Annotated in this window: 19 protein-coding genes and 1 pseudogene; 6 read left to right on the plus strand and 14 right to left on the minus strand. The window is 72.6% G+C overall.

Annotated features, from left to right (window positions below):
* Window positions 1-97: 97 nt before the first annotated feature.
* Window positions 98-1,030 carry a bifunctional riboflavin kinase/FAD synthetase gene (locus BM290_RS33270; protein WP_093619885.1) on the minus strand — a complete coding sequence of 311 codons (933 nt, stop codon included), beginning with the start codon at window positions 1,028-1,030 and terminating at the stop codon, window positions 98-100.
* 101 nt (window positions 1,031-1,131) lie between these two features.
* Between BM290_RS33270 and BM290_RS33275 the strand changes: the two genes are divergently transcribed.
* The gene (locus tag BM290_RS33275; protein ID WP_177320000.1) at window positions 1,132-4,056 is read left to right on the plus strand and encodes an ATP-binding response regulator; all 2,925 of its coding nucleotides are present in this window, start codon (window positions 1,132-1,134) and stop codon (window positions 4,054-4,056) included.
* Window positions 4,053-4,442, plus strand: coding sequence for a response regulator (locus BM290_RS33280; RefSeq protein WP_239143826.1), 390 nt, complete (start codon window positions 4,053-4,055; stop codon window positions 4,440-4,442). Before BM290_RS33275 ends, BM290_RS33280 begins: the two co-directional genes overlap by 4 nt.
* 240 nt (window positions 4,443-4,682) lie before the next feature.
* On the opposite strand, the gene truB is transcribed toward BM290_RS33280, so the two are convergent.
* The 11 genes and pseudogenes from truB to rimP all read right to left on the minus strand — a co-directional run bounded on the left by truB (window position 4,683) and on the right by rimP (window position 15,717).
* Window positions 4,683-5,570, minus strand: a complete 888-nt coding sequence (gene truB / locus BM290_RS33285; protein WP_093619886.1) for a tRNA pseudouridine(55) synthase TruB — start codon at window positions 5,568-5,570, stop codon at window positions 4,683-4,685.
* Window positions 5,571-5,782: 212 nt separating this feature from the next.
* Window positions 5,783-7,114 carry an MATE family efflux transporter gene (locus BM290_RS33290; RefSeq protein WP_093619887.1) on the minus strand — a complete coding sequence of 444 codons (1,332 nt, stop codon included), beginning with the start codon at window positions 7,112-7,114 and terminating at the stop codon, window positions 5,783-5,785.
* A gap of 427 nt (window positions 7,115-7,541) precedes the next feature.
* Window positions 7,542-8,552 carry a DHH family phosphoesterase gene (locus BM290_RS33295; protein ID WP_093619888.1) on the minus strand — a complete coding sequence of 337 codons (1,011 nt, stop codon included), beginning with the start codon at window positions 8,550-8,552 and terminating at the stop codon, window positions 7,542-7,544.
* On the minus strand, window positions 8,549-9,022 hold the full coding sequence (gene rbfA / locus BM290_RS33300) for a 30S ribosome-binding factor RbfA (protein WP_093619889.1): 474 nt from the start codon (window positions 9,020-9,022) through the stop codon (window positions 8,549-8,551). Before rbfA ends, BM290_RS33295 begins: the two co-directional genes overlap by 4 nt.
* Before the next feature lie 72 nt (window positions 9,023-9,094).
* Window positions 9,095-9,388 (minus strand): DUF503 domain-containing protein, encoded by a 294-nt coding sequence (locus BM290_RS33305; RefSeq protein ID WP_093619890.1) that lies wholly within the window; start codon window positions 9,386-9,388, stop codon window positions 9,095-9,097.
* A 33-nt stretch (window positions 9,389-9,421) separates the two neighbouring features.
* The gene (locus tag BM290_RS33310; protein ID WP_093619891.1) at window positions 9,422-10,447 is read right to left on the minus strand and encodes a TRM11 family SAM-dependent methyltransferase; all 1,026 of its coding nucleotides are present in this window, start codon (window positions 10,445-10,447) and stop codon (window positions 9,422-9,424) included.
* A gap of 66 nt (window positions 10,448-10,513) precedes the next feature.
* On the minus strand, window positions 10,514-13,357 hold the full coding sequence (infB, locus tag BM290_RS33315) for a translation initiation factor IF-2 (RefSeq protein WP_373871098.1): 2,844 nt from the start codon (window positions 13,355-13,357) through the stop codon (window positions 10,514-10,516).
* Between the two features lie 104 nt (window positions 13,358-13,461).
* Window positions 13,462-13,612 (minus strand): annotated as a pseudogene (locus BM290_RS51130) (translation initiation factor IF-2 N-terminal domain-containing protein); the annotation flags it as partial.
* 107 nt (window positions 13,613-13,719) lie between these two features.
* A complete protein-coding gene (locus BM290_RS33320; protein WP_093619988.1) occupies window positions 13,720-14,106 on the minus strand; it encodes a YlxR family protein in 387 nt (128 codons plus the stop codon).
* Window positions 14,084-15,100, minus strand: coding sequence for a transcription termination factor NusA (gene nusA, locus BM290_RS33325; RefSeq protein ID WP_093619893.1), 1,017 nt, complete (start codon window positions 15,098-15,100; stop codon window positions 14,084-14,086). The genes BM290_RS33320 and nusA overlap by 23 nt, the downstream gene beginning before the upstream one ends.
* A complete protein-coding gene (rimP, locus tag BM290_RS33330; protein WP_093619894.1) occupies window positions 15,097-15,717 on the minus strand; it encodes a ribosome maturation factor RimP in 621 nt (206 codons plus the stop codon). Before rimP ends, nusA begins: the two co-directional genes overlap by 4 nt.
* Window positions 15,718-15,858: 141 nt before the next feature.
* Here rimP and BM290_RS33335 point away from each other — a divergent pair, with 141 nt between their 5' ends.
* From BM290_RS33335 to BM290_RS33345, 3 genes are read left to right on the plus strand one after another with little or no spacing between them, the layout of a single operon-like run.
* Window positions 15,859-16,308 (plus strand): hypothetical protein, encoded by a 450-nt coding sequence (locus BM290_RS33335; protein ID WP_177320001.1) that lies wholly within the window; start codon window positions 15,859-15,861, stop codon window positions 16,306-16,308.
* 18 nt (window positions 16,309-16,326) lie between these two features.
* On the plus strand, window positions 16,327-16,752 hold the full coding sequence (locus BM290_RS33340) for a ferritin-like domain-containing protein (RefSeq protein ID WP_093619895.1): 426 nt from the start codon (window positions 16,327-16,329) through the stop codon (window positions 16,750-16,752).
* Between the two features lie 43 nt (window positions 16,753-16,795).
* Window positions 16,796-17,503 (plus strand): nucleotidyltransferase domain-containing protein, encoded by a 708-nt coding sequence (locus tag BM290_RS33345; RefSeq protein WP_093619896.1) that lies wholly within the window; start codon window positions 16,796-16,798, stop codon window positions 17,501-17,503.
* A gap of 22 nt (window positions 17,504-17,525) precedes the next feature.
* Here BM290_RS33345 and map read toward each other — a convergent pair whose 3' ends face one another.
* Window positions 17,526-18,383: a type I methionyl aminopeptidase gene (gene map / locus BM290_RS33350; RefSeq protein WP_093619897.1), complete on the minus strand. Its 858-nt coding sequence runs from the start codon at window positions 18,381-18,383 to the stop codon at window positions 17,526-17,528.
* A gap of 82 nt (window positions 18,384-18,465) precedes the next feature.
* Between map and BM290_RS33355 the strand changes: the two genes are divergently transcribed.
* Window positions 18,466-18,780: an STAS domain-containing protein gene (locus tag BM290_RS33355; protein ID WP_239143825.1), complete on the plus strand. Its 315-nt coding sequence runs from the start codon at window positions 18,466-18,468 to the stop codon at window positions 18,778-18,780.
* Here BM290_RS33355 and BM290_RS33360 read toward each other — a convergent pair.
* The gene (locus BM290_RS33360; protein WP_093619899.1) at window positions 18,767-22,306 is read right to left on the minus strand and encodes a SpoIIE family protein phosphatase; all 3,540 of its coding nucleotides are present in this window, start codon (window positions 22,304-22,306) and stop codon (window positions 18,767-18,769) included. The two genes, BM290_RS33355 and BM290_RS33360, sit on opposite strands and share 14 nt — an antisense overlap.
* Window positions 22,307-22,347 lie beyond the last annotated feature (41 nt).

Here is a 22,347-nt window from a genome sequence, read left to right on the forward strand (position 1 = left end):
GTTGCCGATTGCACGGTTACCCCGCGACCCGCGGCGTCGGGCAGGCAGGCGGGACCGGTGTCGGATATTCCAACGACCGTTCAACCCTACCAGGGGGTCAACCGAGTAACACCCGGGTCTCGGCGACATCGGCCTCGATCTGCGCCACCAGCGGCTCGATGGCGTCGTATTTACGCTGCTCACGCAGGTGAGCGACGAAGTCGAGGCTCACCCGCTCGCCGTACAGGTCGCCGGAGAAGTCGAGAACATACGCCTCCACACGGCGCTCCCGCCCGGAGAACGTGGGATTGGTGCCGATCGACACGCTGGCCGGCAGGCGGGCCCCGCTCTCCCCGCCGCGGGTGAGCCAGGCCGCGTAGATGCCGTCGGCCGGCACCGCCGCATAGCGATGCGTCATCAGGTTGGCCGTCGGGTAGCCGAGCTCGCGGCCGCGCTGGTCACCCCGGACCACCACGCCGGCGAGGCGGTGCGGACGGCCGAGCGCGGCGGCCGCGGCCCGCACGTCCCCGGCGTCGACACAACTGCGGATGTACGTCGAGGAGAACACCAGCCCGTCCTCAGCGACGAGCGGGGCATCCTCCACAGTGAAGCCGAACGTGCGCCCGAGCGACTCGAGCAGCTCCACGTCACCGGCGGCCCGGTGCCCGAAGCGGAAGTTGTCACCGACCACCACGGCCGCGGTGTGCAGCGACTCGACGAGCACGTCATGGACGAACTCGTTCGGCGTCAGCTGGGAGAAGGCGGGCGTGAACGGCACCACGCACAGCGCGTCGACCCCGAGCGCCTCGATCAGCGCGGCCTTGCGGACCGGCTCGGTGAGCACCGCCGGGTGCGAGCCGGGGCGCACCACCTCGGCCGGGTGCGGGTCGAAGGTCATCACCACCGACTGCAGGCCGGAGTCACGGGCGCGTTTCACGGCGTGCCCGATGATCGCCTGGTGGCCACGGTGCACCCCGTCGAAGACACCGATCGTCACGACCGACCGGCCCCATCCGGACGGGATCGTCTCGAACCCCCGCCATCGCTGCATCGAACGCTCCTCCGCCGACTGTGCCCGCCCTAGCGTATCGATCGTTCAGCCTCTCGGTATCAACCCTCCACCCCACCCTCTTGGGTACGATAAATGGCGAAATGAGCGTCGGGTGGAGTCGCCTCGTACTGCTCGCTGCGGAGGCCACCTTCGCGGTGCTCTTCCTCCGTGCTCTGCTCGATCATCTGCGCCGCCGTGACCCGCTGCGCCGCGACGTCGCCCTGGTCTTCGCGCCGTTCGTGCTGGTCGTGTGCATCGACATGGTCCGGCTCACGAACCACCCACTGCCCCAGTGGCAGTACGCGGCCGGCGCCGCGGCGATCCTCGCCCAGCCGTACCTCACGCTCCGCCTCGCCGGACGCCTCCGCGCCGTGCCCCGGGCGCTGACCGCCGCCGTCCTGGTGGGATACCTCACTCTGCTCGTCACGATCGCCGTCCTGCCGCTGCCGCTCCCGCCCCCGGCCCGGACACCCGCCGTGCTCTACTTCCTGACGGTCGAGCTGATCGCCGCGGCGCTGCTCTTCGGCGAGGCCCGCACCCGGACCGGCGCCAACCGGGCCCGGCTGATGACCGCCGCCGGCGCGACGGTCGCCTTCGGATGCGTGATCCTGCTCCGCGGCCGCAGCAGCGACACCCCGCTCCGGGCCGCGAGCATCGCCCTGGCCCTGATCAGCGCGATCGGCTACCTGATCGCCTTCCAGCCGCCGCGGTGGCTGCGGCGCGCCTTCGCGGCGGCGGCCGCCCAGCTGGTCACCGAACAGCTGCTGCGGGCCCCCGCCGACTCCCCGGACCAGATCTGGCAGACCTATGCGCAGATCATGCGGGACCAGACGGGGGCGGACGCGGTCGCGGTCCTTCTGCATTCACCGACCGGGGGGTACGCGCGAATCGCGTACGCCGGCCCCGCAGTGCCCGCCGGGACCGGCCCGATCGACGCGGACCTCGACCGGCTGGCCCGCGAACGCGCGCCGATCCGGCTCCGTGACGGCGGCCCGGCCGTGATCGGCCACTTCGGCGACGGGCTGGCCGACGACTTCGTCCGGGTGCTGCGGATGCGGGTGCCACCCGACGTCGAGGGGGCGGTGCTGCTGCTCAACCGGCACCGCAACCTGTTCAGCGAGGACGACCTGCGGCTCCTCGCCGACCTCGGCGGACAGGCCGGGCTGCTGGCCGAACGTCAGGCGATCACGGCCGAGCTGAGCGCCTCGGTGGCCGCGCTCACCCGGGCCAGCCAGGCCAAGAGCGACTTCCTGGCGAACATGAGCCACGAGTTGCGTACCCCCTTGAACGCCATCATCGGCTTCAGCGACCTGATGCGGCTCGAAGAGCCGGACGGCGACCGCCGCCGGGTGCCCGCCGAATGGGTGGACCATGTGCACGGCAGTGGCCGTCACCTGCTCGGGCTGATCAACGACATCCTCGACCTGACCAAGGTCGAGTCCGGCCGGATGGAGCTGCGGCTCGCCCCGGTACGGGTGGACACCACGATCGAGGACCTGCTGGCCGGCCTGGCGCCGCTGTTCACCGGCAAACGGCTCGCCGTCCGCGCCGACCTCGCCCCGGTGACCGCCCTGGCCGACCGGTTGCGGCTACGGCAGATCGTCGAGAACCTGCTCTCCAATGCGGCCAAGTTCACCCCCGACGGCGGCGCCGTCACGGTCACCGCCCGTGCCGCCGGCGAGCGGGTCCGGATCGTGGTGGCCGACACCGGCGTCGGCATCGCCACCGACGACCTGGAACGCGTCTTCGAAGAGTTCCAGCAGGCCGGCGACCCGGACCGGCGGCACTCCGGCACCGGCCTCGGGCTGGCGCTGACCCGCCGGCTGGTCGCCGCCCACCACGGTGAGATCAGCCTGGTCTCCGAGCCGGGCCGGGGCAGCGAATTCACCGTCGACCTACCGGCCGCGTCGGTCATCGCCGCCGCGCCCCGCCCCGGCGCCGGGCCGTACGTGCTGCTGATCGAGGACGATCCGCAGTCCGCCGAACTGATGAGCGCCCAGCTCGGCCACGCCGGCTACCGGGTGGAGGTGGCCGGCACCGGGGAGAGCGGCCTGGCGCTGGCCCGCGAGCACCGCCCCGACGCGGTCGTCCTCGACGTCACCCTGCCCGGCATCGACGGCTGGGAGGTGCTGCGCCGGTTCAAGACGGACCACCGGCTGGCCACCATCCCGGTCTTCTTCGCCAGCATCCTCGACGAGGCGCCGACCGGCATCGCGCTCGGCGCACACGACTGGTTCGTCAAGCCGGTCGACCAGTCCACCCTGATCAGCGCCCTGACCAACGCGGTCGCGGCCCGGCCCGTACCGCGGGTGCTGCTGGTCGACCACGACGACGAGGCCCGCCGGGCCATCGCCGAAGGCCTCCGGGCCGGCGGCGCCGACGTGGTCGCCTGCGCCGACGGGCGGGACGGGCTGGCCCGCAGCCGGACCGGCGAGTTCGACCTGATCGTCTGCGACATGCAGTCCCCCGACGAGGACGGCTTCAGCCTGCTGGCCGCGATCGAACAGGACCCGGCCGGCCGGCACACCCCGGTGCTGGGCCTGAGCGCCGCGGCCCTCGCCCCGGGCCACGCCACCCCGCTGATCGCCACCGCGATGGCCGGCGGCGCGGTCGCCGAGGCCCTCGCCGGAGCCGTCCCGTCCCGTGCCGTCACCGCCACAGCCGCGGCCCTGACCACCACCGGGCCATCCCTGACCACCACCGAGCCGTCCCTGACCACCACCGGGCCACCCGTGACCACCACCGAGTCGTCCCTGACCACCACCGAGCCACCCGTGACCACCACCGCGACGGCCGTGACCACCACCGCGACGGCCGGGCCGCCTCCGGGCGCCCCGGCGGCAGGCACGTCGGCCCCGGGAGCAGCCGAGCCGTCGTTGACCGCCACCGCGGCAGCCGGTGGAGCGGCGCCGCCACGTCTGAGCCCTCACCCGGCGGTCCGGCGCGGCACCACCCGCGTGCCGGAGATCACCGTCACGCTGCGCAGCGCAGTCCCGCCCACCGACGCCCGGAGGTCCGAACCGTGAGCGAACCGCACCGCATCCTCCTGGTCGAGGACGAGGAACTGAACCGCATGCTCGTCAAGGCGGTCCTGGCCCGGGCCGCCGTGGCCGCGGTCCGCGACGCCGAACTGGTCGACGCCGCGACCCTGGCCGCCGCCCGGGAACGCCTGGCGGACTCCGACTTCGACCTGATCCTGCTCGACATCAACCTGCCCGACGGCAACGGCCTCAACCTGGCCCGCGAACTCGCCGCCACCGGAGAGCCCCGGCCACCGGTCGTCGCGGTCACCGCCAGCGTCCTGCCGCAGGATCAGAAGGCGGCGCTGGAGGCCGGTTGCGACGACTTCCTCGACAAGCCGTACGCCGCCGCCGACCTCGTCGCCACGGTCGCCCGCCACCTCGGCGAGTAGGACGGGCCCATGGCGGCGGTCGGGCAGGGGCTTTCCCCAACCGGGAGAGGCCGCAGTCAGCCCGGACCTTCCCCGCACGGAAGAGGCCGCAGTAAGGCCGGGACCTTCCCCGCACGGAAGAGGCCGCAGTCAGCCCGGGACCTTCCCCGTCCGGAAGAGGCCGCAGTCAGCCCGGAACTTCTCCCGCCGAGAAGAGGCCGCGGTCAGGCCGGGGCCTTCCCCGCCCGGGAGAGGCCGCGGTCAGGCCGGGGCCAGGACGATCTCGGCGCGGGCGCGGCCACCACGCTCGCTCACCACCGCGAGCACCTCGCCGGCCTGGTCGAAGACCGCATACGGCCCCTCGATCCCGACCGCCGGCAGCGGACCGCCGTGCCGGAGCACCCGGGTCTCCTCCTCGGTGGCGACACGCTGCGGGAACGCCCTCCGGGCCGCCTCCGCGAGCGGCAGTCCGATCACGTCCGGCGCGCGTTCCTCGAGCGCGGCCAGGGTGGACGCGGCGTCCAGGGTCATGCCGCCCACAGCGGTACGCCGCAGCGCCGTGAGATGCCCGCCGACACCGAGCGCGACGCCGAGGTCGCGGGCGATGGCCCGGATGTACGTGCCGGACGAGCAGGTCACGTCGATGTCCACATCGACGACGGGCTTGTCCGCGGGCCGCCGGATGCCGAGAACGTCGAGCCGGTGCACGGTGATCCGGCGCGCCGGGATCTCCACGGTCTCCCCCTCGCGGACCCGCTTGTAGGCACGCTCGCCGTTGATCTTGATGGCGCTGACCGCGCTGGGCACCTGGTCGATCTCCCCGACCTGCACGGCCAGCCCGGCCCGGATCGCCTCGTCGGTCACGTCCCCCGCCGGAACGGTCGCGGTCACGTCGCCCTCGGCGTCGTCGGTGATCGTCGACTCACCGAGCCGGATCGTCGCGGCGTAGCTCTTCTCCGCGCCGATCACATACGTCAGCAGGCGGGTGGCCCGGTTGACGCCGATGATCAGGACGCCGGTGGCCATCGGGTCCAGCGTCCCCCCGTGGCCCACCCGCCGGGTCTTCGCCAGCCGCCGGATCCGGGCGACGACGTCATGCGACGTCATCCCGGCCGGCTTGTCCACCACGATCAGTCCGTCCGTGTTCACCCGCCCACCCTATTGGTTGCGCCAAGTCGACCGGTCACCGCGACAAACCCGGCAGCGCCCTGTGCCGTCCCGGGCCACAAGGAGCAGCCCCGCTGTCCCGAGCCACAAGGAGCAGCCCCGCTGTCCCGAGCCACAAGAGCAGCCCCACAACCAGCCGGCCCTGAGGGCTGTTCCGAGCCCCCAAGGAACAGGCCCCCACAACAGCCGGATCGTCAGCGGACCGCCCCGGTCACCAGCCAGCGCGGAGAACGCCACCGCCACACCAGCCCCCCGAACCGCGCCAGCGTGAACAGCCCCAGCCCGGCCCACACTCCACCCAGCCCGAGGTCGAGCGCATACGACGTCCAGATCGCCGGAAGGAAGCCGAGCAACGCCGACAGGATCGTCAGGGTGCGCAGGAACGCCACATCGCCGGCCCCGATGAACACGCCGTCCAGCGCATACACCACACCGGCGAACGGCAGCAGGGCCACGAACCAGGGCCAGATGATCGCCGTCTGGGCGTGGACGGCCGGATCCGGTGTGAACCAGCCGGGCACCACCGACGCCCCGGCCGCGGCGAGGGCCGCGAAGCCCACCGCGGCGACCCCGCCGGCCAGGGTGACCCGGCGGGCCACGTCGCGGGCCTCGTCCGCGTCGCCGGCGCCGAGGGCCGCGCCGACCAGGGACTGTGCGGCGATGGCGACCGCATCCAGGGCGAGGGCGGCGAAGAACCAGAGTTGCAGCCCGATCTGGTGGGCGCCGACGGCGGCGACCCCGAACCGGGAGGCGACAGCGGTCGCGGAGAGAAAGCAGGCCTGGAAGGCGGCGCCGCGGATCAGCAGGTCGCGGCCGAGCACCACCTGTCGCACGATGATCGACGGGACGGGCCGCAGCGCCCGGGTCTCGCGGATCAGCGCGACCAGGAAGAGGCCGCCGCCGAGGGTCTGTGCCGCGACGTTCGCGATCGCCGACCCGGTGAGGCCGAGCCCGGCGGGGTAGACCAGCACGGGGCAGAGGATCGCGGAGAGCACGTTGGCGCCGAGCACGATCCAGAGCGGGCGGCGGGTGTCCTGGACACCGCGCATCCAGCCGTTGCCGGCCGCGGCGAGAAGCAGGCCGGGCGCGCCGAGGGCGGCGATGCGGAGCCATCCGGCGGCGGCTTCGGCGGTCGCCGGGTCACCGGCGAGGAGCCTGGCGAGGGGGCCGGCCGCGACCGCCCCGAGCAGGGCGAGGAGCAGGCCGACGGCGAGCGCCAGCCAGGAGGCCTGGACGCCTTCGGCGACGGCGGCGGCCCGGTCACCGGCGCCGAAGCGGCGGGCGGCGCGGCCGGTCGTCCCGTACGCCATGAGCGTGCCGAACCACACGGCGAACGACATGACCGTCCCGCCGATCGCGACGGCGGCCAGCGGCAGGGATCCGAGGTGTCCGACGACGGCGGTGTCGACCAGGACGTAGAGCGGCTCGGCGGCCAGGACGACCAGCGCGGGCAGGGCCAGGCCGGCGATCCGGCGGGCCGTGGCGGTGCGTTGCGGCTGGGTGGGCGCATCGGCGGGCGGGCTCATGGACACCCATGATGCCCGCCCACCGGTAAGGGTCGCAAGACGACCCGTCACTTACACCTACTGGCGCGTGTCCATCGAGGTCTGCAGAGCGCGGCGCGCCTGCTCGGCGGCGTCGTCAGCGGGCTTCGGCTTCGGCTTGGCAGCCATGAGAGTCTTCCTTCCAGCACGGATGGGTCGAGCGGGGCGTCACCAGCCGGCCGCGGGATCGCCGCGGCCTCGTGCCCGGGTGACGCGACCCGGGCCGGTGGACCCGGGTGGCTCGAGGGCCCGCGGGCGGCATCGGTGGGAGCCGCGGCGAGCCAAATCACCGTTCAGGTCCCAAACTAACGTTCAGTCCCGCCCCAGCAGGCCCGGATCCCGCGATCCGGGACGAGAAAGGCGGTGACCACCCTCGCGGGTGATCACCGCCACGCTGCGAGAACAGCCGTCAGTTCAGGTATTCGTCAAGAAGCCGACGAACCGTGTCCACCACGTCGGCGGGCTCCCCGTACCCCGTGAAACCCGCCGCCAGACGGTGGCCGCCACCGCCCTGCGAGACCGCGACGCCGCTCACGTCCACCGCGCCCTTGCTGCGCAGCGACACCGACCACTCCCCCGGCGCCGTCTGCTTCACCACCACCGACACGTCCGCCTCGGCGACCGAGCGCACGGGGTCGATCAGCGTGTCCAGCACGTAGGGCGGCTGCGCGTGCCGCTCCAGGTCGGCCAGCGTCGCATAGGTCCAGACCATGCCCCGCCCGCCGGCCGCGGCCGGCTCCAGGACCGCCCGGCCGAGCACCTCGCCGGTGAGTTTCATCGCGCCGAACGGCTTGCTGTCGAAGATCCGCCGGGAGATCTCCCCCGGCCGGAGCCCGGTGGCGATCAGCCGCGCCGCCAGCTCGTGAACCGATACCGTGGTCATGTCGAACTTGAACGAGCCGGTGTCGGTCGCCAGAGCCACGTAGAAGCACTCGGCGATCTCCCGGTCCAGTGGCACCCCGAGACGGCTGAGCAGCCCGTCGGCGACCACCGAGGTGGCCGCCGCCTGCGGGTCGACCAGCTGCACCCCGCCGAAGCCGGTGTTGGACGCGTGATGATCGAGGACCACACCGGCCGGCGCCGCCGCGAGACGCCCGGCGAGCGCGCCGAGGCGCGACTCGCTCGCCACGTCGAAGACCAGGACCAGGCGCGGGTCGGCGAAGGCGTCCGCCTCCGGCACGAGAAGATCAACACCGGGGAGCCTCTGGTACGGCGTGGGCACCGCGAAGTCACCCGGAAACGTAGCCCGCACCCGGGTGAACCCCAGGCGCCGCAGCCCGAGGCCGAAACCCAGCATGCTGCCGAGCGCGTCCCCGTCCGGGTTCACATGACAGATCAGCTGGATCTCGTCGTCGAGGCCGGTCGAGCGGACCGCCGCCACCGCGGCGGCCCACTGCTCCACTGACGGGCCGACGGTCACCCGTTGTCCTCGCGGGCGCCGACCCGCTCCGGCTCGTCGTCCTCGATCTCGTCGTCGTCCTCGCTCTTGTACGGATCCGGGTCGCCCGCATACTTCGCGCCCGCCGCGAGCCGCTGCACCTCCTGGTCGCGGTGCCGCGCCTCGGCCAGCAGGTCGTCGATCTCCTTGACGTGGGTCTGCACGTTGTCCAGCACGAACGTCAGGCTCGGCGAGTGCCGCAGGCCCAGGGCGTGCCCGACCCGGCTGCGCAGCATCCCCTTCGCGCTCTCCAGGGCGGCCGCCGTCGAGGCCTGCTCGGTCGTGTCACCCAGAACGGTGTAGTAGACCGTCGCCTCGCGCAGATCGCCGGTGATCCGGGCGTCCGTGATCGTCGTCATGCCGAGACGGGGATCCTTGATCTCCCGCACCAGCGAAGCCACCAACTCCCGGACACGCTCCGCGTGCCGGCGCGTCTTGGCTGGGTCCGACATATCGCCCACCTCCGACTGTGTATCCCGCGGGTCGTACCGCCCCCGCCCAACTGCTGAAGCGTACCCAGGCGCTCAATCCTCGTCGCCGTACAGCCTTCGCTTCACGGAGAGCAGCTCGATCTCGGGACGGCCGGCCACCTGGTTCTCACAGGTGTCGACGACGGCCCGCGCCTGGGACGCCTCCGCCGCCACCACGGCCACCCCGATCAACGCACGGCCGTGCAGGTCGTGCAGGCCCACCTCGGCGACACTGACGTCGAACTTCTTCAGCATCGCGATGATCGGCCGGACATAGGAACGCTTCTGCTTCAGCGAGTGCGAGTCACCGGGCAGGAGCAGGTCGAAGATCGCGGTCTCGGTATACATCAGCGAGCACGCTACTGGGCTTCTCCAGGAGAATCAGCTGTATTTCCGGGCCACCAGCACGTCCCGCTCGATGCCCTGATCCACCCGATGCGCCAGGGGCTCGAACTCGATCGGCTTCAGCCCGTTCGCCACCAGGATGTCCTCGGCCAGCTCGCGCTTGGCGACCTTGGTGTTCCAGGAGATGCCGACCGCGCCACCCGGGCGCAGCAGCTTCAGCCACTCGGGCACGGCCCGCTCCAGCAGGTCCAGCGGGCGGCGGGTGATGCCGCCACCGTCCTCGTCGTAGCTGCCGTGGGCGACCCCGTACGGCAGGTCGGTGACGATCAGGTCGGCGACGTTGCCCTTGATCAGCCCGTCCAGGCCGGTGGTGTCGGCGTTCAACACGATGATCCTCTGTACCGCGCCGGCCTTGTGGTCGTCCTTGCTGGGCGCGAGAGTCACCTCCAGCCGCCGGGCGGCCCGGCGCCCCTGCCGGCGCACCGGGATCAGGTCGGCGGTGTGCTTGAGCCGCTTGCGCTTGAGCCAGGTCTGCAGGAACAGCTTGTACGCCTCGACGTCCTTGCCGTCGATCTCCACGCCGATGCCGTCGTAGCCGTACATCAAGGCCTGGTTGAGCGTGGTGCCGCGGCCGCACAGCGGGTCGAGGACGGTGAGGCCGCCATCGAGCATCCGCCGGGCGAAGGCGGAGCCGAGCAGGGTCAGGTTCAGCACCAGCTTGGTGAACTGCTCGTTGGTCTTGCCGGCGTACTTCGGGATGGTGATCAGGTCGCTGTCGTAACGGGCCAGCGGAGTGAGCATCAGCGGCCGCAGCATGTCGCCGACCCGCTCGAACAGGGCGTAGGCCGCCGACATGTTCGACAGGTAGGCGATGTCGGCCTCGGCGAGGTCGGCCTCGAACGTCAGATACTCCACCCCGCCGATCTCGGCGGTGGCGATCCCGGCGAGGCCGGAGGAGAGCACCGGAGCGAAAGCGGCCAGCTCCGCCTGAGAGATCCGGGCCGCCTGATCGGCGTAGACGCGGTTGGCGGAGGGAGCAAGCAGCATGGCATACCGGGACATGCGGCCATTCTGCCGAGACGGCCCCCGGCGCCGAAGCACCGGGGGCCGTCGTCGAACCGATCAGGGTTATGCGCGCGGCTTCTCGCGCATCTCCCACGTCTCGATCGTGTCGCCGACCTGGGGCGAGCCGAAGCCGCTCAGGGTCAGACCACACTCGAAGCCCTCGCGGACCTCGGTGGCGTCGTCCTTGAACCGCTTCAGCGAGCTGATCGTGACGTTGTCCGCCACGACCGTGCCGTCCCGGATGACCCGGGCCTTGGCGTTGCGCTTGAGCAGGCCCGACCGGACGATACAACCGGCGATGAGACCGATCTTGGACGAGCGGAAGACCTCGCGGATCTCCGCGGTGCCCAGCTCGACCTCCTCGAACTCCGGCTTGAGCAGACCCTTGAGCGCCGCCTCGATCTCCTCGATGGCCTGGTAGATCACGCTGTAGTAGCGGATCTCCACGCCGGCGCGGTCGGCCATCTCCTTGACCTTGTTCGAGGCCCGGACATTGAAGCCGATGATCGTCGCGGTCTGGTCCGACGAGGCCGACGCCAGGTTGACGTCGCTCTCGGTGATCGCACCGACGCCGCGGTGGATGACCTTGAGCTGGATCTCGTCCGGGATATCGATCTTGAAGAGGGCCTCTTCGAGGGCCTCGACCGAACCGGAACCGTCACCCTTGATGACCAGGGTGAGCGAAGCCTTCTCGCCCTCCTTGAGGTCACGCATGATCTCGTCGAGGTTCTTCGGACGGCTCGAGTTCGCGAAGGTCGCCGCACGACGGCGAGCCTGCCGCTGCTCGGCGATCTGCCGCACGGTGCGGTCGTCCTCAGCCGCGAGGAACGTGTCACCCGCGCTCGGCACCGAGGTGAGGCCGAGCACCAGGACCGGACGCGCCGGAGCCGCCTCGGACACCTGGTTGCCGTGCTCGTCGAGCATGGCCCGGACACGGCCGTGCGCACCACCGGCGACGATCGAGTCACCGGCCCGCAGCGTGCCCTTCTGCACCAGGACGGTGGCCACGGCGCCGCGACCCTTGTCCAGGTGGGCCTCGACCGCGACACCCTGGGCGGGGCCGTCGATCGGGGCGGTCAGCTCGAGCGCCGCGTCGGCGGTCAGCAGGACGGCCTCGAGGAGGTCGTCGATGCCGATGCCGGGCTTGGCCGCGACGTTGACGAACATCGTGTCGCCGCCGTACTCCTCGGCGAGCAGGCCGTAGTCCGTCAGCTGCTGCCGGACCTTGTCCGGGTTGGCGTCCGGCTTGTCGACCTTGTTCACCGCGACGACGATCGGCACGTCGGCCGCCTTCGCGTGGTTGAGCGCCTCGACCGTCTGCGGCATGACGCCGTCGTCGGCCGCGACCACCAGGATCACGATGTCGGTGACCTTGGCGCCACGGGCACGCATGGCGGTGAACGCCTCGTGACCCGGGGTGTCGATGAAGGTGATCGCCCGCTCCTCCCCCTGGTGGGGGACGACGACCTGGTAGGCGCCGATGTGCTGGGTGATGCCACCCGCCTCGCCGGCGACCACGTTGGTCTTGCGGATCGCGTCCAGCAGCTTCGTCTTACCGTGGTCGACGTGACCCATGACGGTCACCACCGGCGGACGGGTGACCAGACGGTCCTCCGCCACCTCGGCGTCGAGGTCGATGTCGAACTGCGCGAGCAGCTCGCGGTCCTCGTCCTCGGGGCTGACGATCACGACGTTGAAGCCCAGGTGCTCACCGAGCAGCAGCAGGGTGTCGTCGGACACCGACTGCGTGGCGGTGACCATCTCGCCCAGGTTGAACATCTCCTGGACGAGCGAGCCCGGGTTGGCGTTGATCTTGTCGGCGAAGTCGGAGAGCGACGAGCCACGCGAGAGCCGGATGTCCTGGCCGTTACCGCGAGGAGCGCCGGAGCTCATCTGCGGAGCGGACAGGTTGTCGAACTCTTGACGCCGCTGCTTCTTCGACTTGCGGCCACGCGTCGGCCGGCCGCCGGGACGCCCGAAGGCACCCGCCGCGCCGCCACCACGGCCACGGCCACCGGGACCGCCGCCACCGGGACGTCCGGGAGCGCCGGCGCCGACCGGGCCACCACCGCCGCCACCGGGACCGCCGGGACGGAAGCCACCGCCGCCGCCACCGCCACCGGGACGGAAGCCGCCACCGGCGCCGCCGCCGCCACCGGGACGGAAGCCGCCACCGGCGCCGCCGCCACCACCGCGGTAGCCGCCACCGCCGCCACCGGGACCGCCACGGCCGCCACCGGGACCGCCGGGACGACCGGCGCCACCGCCGGGGCCGCCACGACCGGCGCCGGGGCCGGCGGGACGCTGCGAGGGCATCGAGGCGGGGCTGGGCCGCGGCGGCATCGAGGCAGGGCTCGGCCGCGGCGGCATGCCCGCCTGGTTCGGACGCGGCATCGAGGCCGGCGAGGGACGCGGAGCGCCGCCGCCGGAGACACCGAACGGGTTGTTACCCGGGCCACGCGCGGGCGGACGCGGAGCGCCGCCGGCCGGACCGGGACGGGGACCACCGGGGGCGCCGGGACCACCCTGGCCACCGGAACGACCGGCGGCGGGCGAACCCGGACGGGGCGGAACACTGCCGGGGCCCGGACGCGGGCCGCGCGGAGCGCCACCCTCGGTCGTGCCCTGACGGCGCTCGGCATCCCGCGTGCGGGCGGCCTGAGCGGCCTTGACCGCGGCCTCCTGCTCGGCCTTCAGCGCCGAGGCGCGCGCCTCGGCGGCCGCCACCTCGATGTCGTGCGCGCTGGCCGGCTTGGCGACCGGGCCGGGCGTCGGGCCCGGACGGCCGGGAACGGCCGGCTTGGGACCCGGACGGAACGGACCGGGGGTGGGCGCGGGGGAAGTAGGGCTGTTGGTGGGGGCGCTCGGCGCCGGACCCGGACGACGCGGCGGCTGCGGCCGCCCCATCGGGGGACCCGGACGCGGGGCGCCGGACGGGCCGGGGCCACCGGAGGTGGGCGCACTCGGCGCCGGAGACGACGAGGACGCCGGAATGGCGCCACCCTGCTCCAGGGCGCCACGCAGCCGGCGGGCCACGGGGGCCTCGACGGTGCTGGACGCGGACTTAACGAACTCGCCCATTTCCTTCAGGGTGGCGAGAACGGTCTTGCTGTCGACCCCGAGCTCTTTGGCGAGCTCGTGTACGCGGGCCTTGCCTGGCACTGCACTCCTCACTTCGAGGTCGTACGAGCAGCGCCCGCACAGACCTCACTCGTGCACTAGAAGCCTGGTCATTTCAGGGACTTCATCGTGTGCTCATCTGGGTCGTCCTACCTTGCTGGGTCGTGACGGGGCGGCGACGCCTCGTCATCGGTGGATCCGCGCGGCACGGAGACCGTACGGATGTGCTCCGCAAGCAGTTCTGGGTTAGCAAGTCCAGTGAGACGCAACGCACGCCCGAAGGCGCGACGTCGCTCTGCCTGCGCGAAGCAGGCCGGATCGGGATGCAAATATGCTCCCCGCCCCGGCAGTCGGCGGGCCGGATCGGGCAGAAGCCGGAGGTCACCCCCCGAATCTGCCGCGACGAACCGCAACAAATGATCGGCCGGCGCGCGTTTGCGGCAGCCGACGCAGGTTCGCGTCGGGCCGACCGAGAGCAAGTCTACCTCTCGTTCGCGCCGCACGCGTATCCGGTCAGTTCCCCGCCTCGGCCGCATCACGGTCCGAGACTCCGGCCGGCTCGCTGTCCGGACGGATGTCGATGCGCCAGCCGGTGAGCCGGGCCGCCAGCCGGGCGTTCTGCCCCTCCCGGCCGATCGCCAGCGACAGCTGGAAGTCCGGCACGGTCACCCTGGCCGTCCGGCTCGCGGCGTCGACCACCTCGACACGCAGCGCCTTCGCCGGCGAAAGCGCGTTGCCGACGAACTGGGCCGGGTCGTCCGACCAGTCGATGATGTCGATCTTCTCGCCGTGCAGCTCGCTCATGACCGCCCGGACCCGCTGGCCCATCGGGCCGATACAGGCGCCCTTCGCGTTCACACCCTGCACGGTCGAGCGGACCGCGATCTTCGTACGGTGACCTGCCTCACGTGCGATGGCGGCGATCTCCACGGTCCCGTCGGCGATCTCCGGCACCTCGAGGGCGAACAGCTTCTTCACCAGAGCCGGGTGCGAGCGGGACAGGGTGATCTGCGGGCCACGGAAGCCCTTGGCCACGTGCACCACGATGCACCGGATCCGGGTGCCGTGCGGGTAGCTCTCGCCGGGCACCTGCTCGGACTGCGGCAGCACCGCCTCCAGCTTGCCCAGGTCGACGGTCACGATGTGTTTCTCGGCACGGGCCGCGTCGGCCTGCACCACACCGGTGACCAGGTCGCCGTCGCGCCCCGCATACTCACCGAAGTGCTGCTCGTCGGTCGCCTCCCGGAGCCGCTGCAGGATCACCTGCTTGGCGGTCATCGCGGCGATGCGGCCGAAGTCGTGCGGCGTGTCGTCCCACTCGCGGACCACCGAGCCGTCCGCGTCCAGCTCCTGCGCCAGCACGGAGGCCACACCGCTCTTGCGGTCGATCTCCACCCGGGCGTGGCTCTCCGCGCCCTCGGTGTGCCGGTAGGCGGTCAGCAGCGCGGTCTCGATGGCCGCCAGGATGGTCTCGAACGGGATCTCCCGCTCGCGCTCCAGGGCGCGCAGCGCCGCGAGGTCGATGTTCATTCCTCGCCCTCCCCTTCGTCGTCGTCTTCTTCGTCGTCGGACTCGTCGAACTCGGCTTCGTCCATGCGCTTGAACTCGATCTGGACCTTGCCCGCGCCGAGCTCGGCCCAGCCCAGCTCGCGGACCGTGCCGTCCACGTCCAGCGTCACGCCGGCGTCGTCGGCCGCGGTCACCCGGCCGGTCAGCCCGTTCACCGCGACCAGCCGGCCGATGTTGCGCCGCCAGTGCCGCGGCTGGGTGAGCGGCCGGTCCACGCCGGGCGAGCCGACCTCCAGCTGATACTCCCCGGCGAGCACCTCGCCGCCGGCCTCCTCGGCCGCGTCGAGCGCCTCGGAGATCTCCCGGGAGACCACCGCCACGTCGTCCAGACTGATGCCGCCGTCGGTGTCGATCAGCACCCGGACCACGTGCCGGCGGCCGGCCCGGGACAGGGTCAGGTCCTCCAGGTCGTAACCGGCCTTGGTGACGACCGGCTCGACCACCTCGCGGACCCGGGCGCGCGCGGCGGCCAGATCGACGCGGGGAAGGGTGGGATTACGGGTCTCCGGCTCCGGCCGGGTGCGGCGGGCGCCGGGGCGACCGCCGGGCCGGGCCCCGGCGCGACCACGCTGCGTCATCGGGCTCGACCTCTCGCTAGCTTTCTCGCAGGAACGACTATATGCCGCCGGGCAGTCCGTGGCCCCGCGGCTGACGCGAAGCGTAACGTGCCGGTGGGCGGGGCGACGCAGCGCCGCACCGAATGGTGTTGACTGGCACCCGTGCTGACCAACTCACGGCGGACGTTCATCGGCGCGCTGGTGGGCTCGGCCACGCTCGCGGGCTGCGGTGTCTTCGACTCCGAGCCGGAGCCGCCGCCCGCGCCGGACGCCTTCCAGCCCCTGCTCGACGAGGCGCTGGCGCTCGCCGCGTCGTACGACCGGGTGATCGTCGCGCAGCCCGCGCTGGCCGCCCGGCTCACCCCGCTGGCCGAGGACCACCGGGCGCACGCCGCCGATCTGGCCCGGCTGATCGGCGCGGCGGCCGGGTCGGCGGCGCCCTCGGTGTCGGCGCCGTCCGGCGGCGCCGACACCACCGCCACGCTGCGTAAGGCCGAGCAGGCCGCGCAGAAGACCGCGGTCGCCGCCTGCAAGGCCGCCCCGGCGGACCGGGCGATGCTCGCCGGGTCGATCGCCGCCTGCCGTGCCACGCACGCCGAAGCGCTGCGCTGAACCGATACTCTTCGCGCCGTGACGGAACAACTCGCCGCCGCCCTCGCCGCCGAGGAGGCGGCCCTCTATGCCTACGGCGTGATCGGCGTGCATCTGACGGCCGCGGACGAGGTGTCCCGCGCCCGCGCCGCCGACCTGGAGCACCGGGCCCGGCGGGACGACCTGGTGGACCGGATCGACCGGCTGCGGGCCAGCGCGGCCCCGGCGCCGGCCGCCTATCAGCTGCCGTTCGAGGTGACCGATCGGGACACGGCGCTGAAGCTGGCCGTCCATGTGGAGGACGGGGTGGCCCAGGCGTGGCGGGCCCTGCTGCCGGTGACCGAGGGCGACGAACGGGTCGATGCACTGTCGCATTTGACCGACTCCGCAGTTCGCGCAACCCGGTGGCGGCGGATCGCCGACGTCACACCGCTGACAATGGCCTATCCGGGCCGCCCAGGCTGATGATCGCGCCACCCCGCAGGGGTGGATGGCCGAGAATGGGCGAGTGATCGTCGAGCTCGACACCACCACGCCGCGCGGGTCGCTCGCGATCCGGCTGCGCGACGTCGTTCAGGAGCGCTGGCCGGCCGAGGTCCAGTCGGTCGGGCTGTGCGGGTCGATGGCGCACGGTGACGACACCGACAGCAGCGACGTCAACCTGGTGGTGGTCACCTTCCGTCCGCGGACCGGGCCGAAACCGGCCCGCCGCATGGTCGACGGCATCCCGGTCGACCTGCGGGTGACGACCGCCGAGGAGGGGCTCGGCCACGCCCGGCTGCTGACCACGCACTGGCCGATGCAGGCCGACACCTACATCACCACGTTCGCGCTGCACGACCCGCAGGAGTGGTTCAAGACCCGGCGCGAGGCCCACCTCAGCCTGCTGGCCGAGGCCCGGCCGATGGAGTTCACCGGCCTGGCCCGGCAGAACTGGGCGATCGCCAACGGCGCGCACTCCCGGGCGGTGCGGTTCGCCCAGTGGTATGACACCGACGCCGCCATGATCCTGATGGCCGAGGCCCGCCTGCACGCCGCGCTCGTCGCCGGTTTCCTGACCCGCACCTACTTCCGCAACACGGCCGACGCGGTCAAGCACACCGGCGTGGCCGCGGCCGACATGCAGGAGCTCGGGGCGATCCTCCGATACCAGGCCGAGGAGCTGACCGCCCGCGGCCGCCCGGTCGACGGCCGGCTCGGCGCCCTCTTCGACTGAGCCGGCGCCGGCCGCCCGAGCCTCAGGGCAGGGTCAGGATCTCGTAGCCGTCGTCGGTCACCACGAGGGTGTGCTCGAACTGGGCGGTCCACCGGCGATCCTTGGTGACGACCGTCCAGCCGTCGCGCCACATCTCGTACTCATGGGTGCCCAGCGTGATCATCGGCTCGACGGTGAACGTCATGCCCGGCTCCATCACCGTGGTGAGCTGCGGGTTGTCGTAGTGCGGGATGTACAGCCCGGAGTGGAAGGTCTCCCCGATCCCGTGGCCGGTGAAGTCACGGACCACCCCATACCCGAATCGGCGCGCATAGGCCTCGATGACCCGGCCGATCGCGTTGATCGGGCGGCCCGGGGCGACCGCGCGGATGCCCCGCATCATCGCCTCGTGGGTCCGCTCCACCAGCAGCCGGGCCTCGTCGCTCACGTCACCGACCAGGAAGGTGGCGTCGGTGTCGCCGTGCACGCCGTTCAGATACGCGGTGACGTCGACGTTGATGATGTCGCCGTCCTCCAGCACGGTGGAGTCCGGGATGCCGTGGCAGATCACCTCGTTGAGGGACGTGCAGCAGGACTTGGGGAAGCCCTTGTAACCCAGCGTCGACGGGTAGGCGTTGTGGTCGAGCAGGAACTCGTGCACCACCCGGTCGATCTCGTCGGTGGTCACGCCCGGCTTGCAGTGCTCGCCGGCGAGCTGGGTGGCCTGCGCCGCGATCCGGCCCGCGATCCGCATCTTCTCGATCGTCTCGGGCGTCTGCACGTGGGAGCCGCGCCACTGCTGGGGACGTTTCTTGCCGACATACTCGGGGCGGACGATCTGCGCCGGGACCGATCGCGTGCGCGACTGCTTTCCCGGCACGAGTGGGGCACGTACGGTCATGCGCACCAGCCTAACCGGCGGCGACGGCGGCCATCGGGCCCGTCCTTGCCGCTGTACGGACCGCTGTGGAATCGTGTTCGGCGTGGATCAAGAGGGGGCGGACCCGAGCTTCTCCGCGGTCGGCGAGGTGGCCGGCGATCGTGTGACCGTCACGGTGACCGGCGAGGTCGACATGGCCACCGCCGGAGCGCTGTACGAGGCGGCCACACCCGTCCGGGTGACGGCCGCGACAGTGGACCTGCGGGCGGTGACCTTCTTCGACTCGGCCGCGATCCACACCCTGGTCCGGTTGGTCGAGCACTATGCGGGCGCGATCGAGGTGCTCCCGTCCGAGCGGGTGCGCCGGGTGCTCGACATCTCCGGGCTCGGCGGCCAGCCCTGGCTCAAGGACGGCTGAGCGGCCGCCGCAGCGTCACCTCGGTGCCTTCCGTGGAGCGGTGCACCGACAGTTCGGTGAGCGCGCCGATCAGGGCCAGGCCCCGGCCGCGGAACCCGGCGTCACCGGCCGGACGCCAGGTGCCGGTGTCGCGGACCGCCACCAGCACCGCGTCCTCCTGGAGCGATGCCGTCACGGTGATCACCGGCTCGGCCGGGTCGATCGGGTGCTCGACGGCGTTGGCGGCCGCCTCGGAGACCGCCACCACCAGGTCGAAGGCGTCCTCGTCGGGCACACCGTGCGCGGCCAGGAAATCCTCCAGCCGGCGGCGCAGCAGGGTGAGCCGGCCCGCTTCGGCGGGCAGCCGCAGCACGAACTCGCGGGGTTCGGTCACCTCCAGCGCGACCAGGGCGATGTCGTCGCGGCGGATCTGCCCGGCCGCCTTGGCCAGCAGCGCGTCCAGCAGGTCGTCGACGTGCTCGGTGGGTTTGGCGACGTCGGCGGTCAGCTCGGCGAGGCCGGTGTCGATGCCCTGCCGGCGATCCTCGATCAGGCCGTCGGTGTAGAGCAGCAGGCGCGTCCCGGCGGTCAGCTCGGTCTCCCGGGTCGGGAACGTGACGTCGCCGAGCGCGCCGATCGGCGGGCCGAGCGCGGAGCTGTACAGGAAGGCGCCCTGCGCTCCGGGCGGGATCAGGACCGGGGACGGGTGCCCGGCCGAGGAGAAGCTCATCCGCCGGGTCCGCGGGTCGAACCCGACGCAGAGCACTGTGGCGAACTGCCGCCGGCCGAGCGTGTCGACCAGCCGGTTCAGCCGGGTCAGCGCGGCGCCGCAGTCGAAACCTTCGAGGAGGTACGCCCGGAGCGCGTTCCGCAGCTGACCCATGCCCGCCGCGGCCTGCACGCCCTTGCCCACGACATCGCCGATGACCAGGTACAGGACGCCATCCGGGCCGGCGATGACGTCGTACCAGTCGCCGCCGACCCGCGCCTCGCTGCTGCCCGGCACGTACCGCCCGGCGACGATGGCGCCCGGCACCCGCGGCAGCGAGTGCGGCAGCAGGCTGTGCTGCAGGGTCGAGGCGATCCGGTGCTCGGTCTCGTAGAGGCGGGCGTTGGCCAGCCGCAGACCGACCAGGCGGGCGAGCTGGGTGAGCAGGACCGGCTCGGCCGGGACACCGGCGCCGGACCACACCCGCAGCTCGCCGAGCGGCGGCCCGCCGGTGGCCGGCAACGGCAGGATCAGGTCGGGCGGGGCGGATCCGGCCGCGCCGCCGTCACGTTCGGCCCGGCCCTCCGGGGTGGTCAGCACCACCCGGCCGGCCGAGGTCATGGCCAGCACGTGCCGGGCCGCGACCTCCAGCACCTCGGCGGTGGTGGGCACGGCGTTGAGGGCGGCGCCCGCGTCGACCAGCCCGCGCAGCCGGCTCACGGTCTCCCGGCGGCGCTGCCCCAGCTCCAGGTTGGCCCGGACCCGGGCGGTCAGCTCCCGGGTGGAGAACGGCTTGACCAGGTAGTCGTCGGCGCCGGCGGACAGGCCCTCGACGGCGGCCTCCTCACCGGCGCGGGCGGAGAGGACGACGATCGGCACATCCCGGGTACGCGGATCGGCGCGCAGCCCGGCGATCAGGCCGAAGCCGTCCAGCCGGGGCATCATCACGTCGGTGAGCACCAGGTCGAACTGCTGCTCGCGGGCCAGTTCCAGGGCGTCCACGCCGTCCACCGCGGCGGTCACGTCCCAGTACGGCCCGAGCAGCCGGGACACGTGCTCGCGCAGGTCGGCGTTGTCGTCGGCGAGCAGGATCCGGCCCCCGGCCCCGCGGTGCACCGGTTGCGGGGCGGCCGGGCCGTCGCCGGCCCACCAGGTCGCCTCGTCGACCCAGAGCCGCGGCTCGACCGGGTCGCCGGGCGGCGCGGGGTCGTCGCTGAGCCGGTCCGGCGGCAGGTGCGCGGCGCCGAACGGGATCCGGACGGTGAACTCGCTGCCCTCGCCGAGCCGGCTGCGCACGCCGGCCGAGCCGCCGTGCAGGCCGGCCAGCTCGCGGACCAGGGCCAGCCCGATGCCGGTGCCCTCGTGGCTCCGCGACCAGGCGCCGGTGACCCGGTGGAACCGGTCGAAGAGCAGCGCCTGCTCGGCTTCGGGGATGCCGACGCCGGTGTCGCGCACGGACAGCACGGCATGGCCGTCCTCGGCGCTCATCCGGACCTCGACGCCACCGTCGCGGGTGAATTTCACCGCGTTGGAGAGCAGGTTGAAGACGATCTTCTCCCACAGCTCGTGGTCGACGTGGACCGGCTCGTCCAGCGGTGGCGTGTCGACGGTCAGCGTCAGCCCGGCCCGCTCGATGGCCGGGCGGAACGTGCCGGCCAGCCGCGCGGTGTGCTGCGCCAGGTCGGTGGGCCGGAAGACGGCCGCCATCCGCCCGGACTCCATCCGGGAGAAGTCGAGCACGGTGTTGACCAGCTTGAGCAGCCGCAGCGCGTTGCGGTGCACCGGGAGCAGGCGGTCCCGCAGCGGCCGGTCCGGCGCCGCCTCCTCGATCAGGTCCTCCAACGGCCCGAGGATCAGGGTCAGCGGGGTACGGAACTCGTGGCTCACATTGGAGAAGAAGTTGGTCTTCGCCTGGTCCAGGGCGGCCAGCTCGGCGGCCCGGCGGCGCTCCTGCTCGTACGCCCGGACGTTGGCCACCGCCCGGGAGATCTGTGCCGCCGCCAGGTCGAGGAAGTCGCGGTAGTCGCCGTCCAGCGCCAGGTAGCGGCTGACCCCGACGACCAGCGCGCCGACCGTGTCCGCCGCCACGCCGATCGGCAGCACCAGGGCCTCGGCCGCGGCGGACGGCGCCGGGCTGGTCAGCTCGGCCAGCGGGACCAGGCCGGGCCGGCCGCTCGTGATCACCGCGCGGATCGCCGGGTGACGGTCCGGATCGTCCAGGACCAGTGCGGCGTACGGCACGTCCTCGGCCGCGGTCAGCACGGCGGCCGCCTCGGCGGCGAGGGCGGACTGGTCCGGCGAGTCGGCCAGGCGGCGGCCCAAGGCGCTGAGCGTGCGCACCCGGCGCTCGCCGAGGACCCGGGCGGTGGTCTCGGTGACGATGCACATCACGCCGCCGGGCACGCCCTCCTCGGAGCGGATCGGGTCGTACGAGATGTCGAAGTACGTCTCCTCGACGAACCCGTTCCGCTCGATCATGAACTGGTGGTCGCGGGCGTAGAACGACTCGTCGTTCGCGATCACCCCGTGGAACAGCTCGCGCAGCACGTCCCACACCTCGGCCCACAGCTCGCTGCCGGGCCGGCCCAGGAAACCGGGGTGTTTGCTGCCCATCGTCCCGGTGTAGGCGTCGTTGTAGAACACGGTGTGCTCCGGGCCCCAGAAGACGATGATCTGGGCGCGCGACGCCAGCATGGTCACCACCGCGTCGGCCAGCTCCGGCGGCCAGGACGACGGCTCTCCCACCGCGGTCGCCGACCAGTCCAGGGTGGACATCCGGGCGCCCATCTCGCCGCCCCGCGCGAAGGCGTTGTGGAGCCGCCTCGGCAGGGCGCCCATATACATGCCTCCCCCACATCCGGTCCGGTGGCACGTTAACA

This window comes from Actinoplanes philippinensis, assembly GCF_900113015.1.
In the GTDB taxonomy this organism is placed as follows: domain Bacteria; phylum Actinomycetota; class Actinomycetes; order Mycobacteriales; family Micromonosporaceae; genus Actinoplanes; species Actinoplanes philippinensis.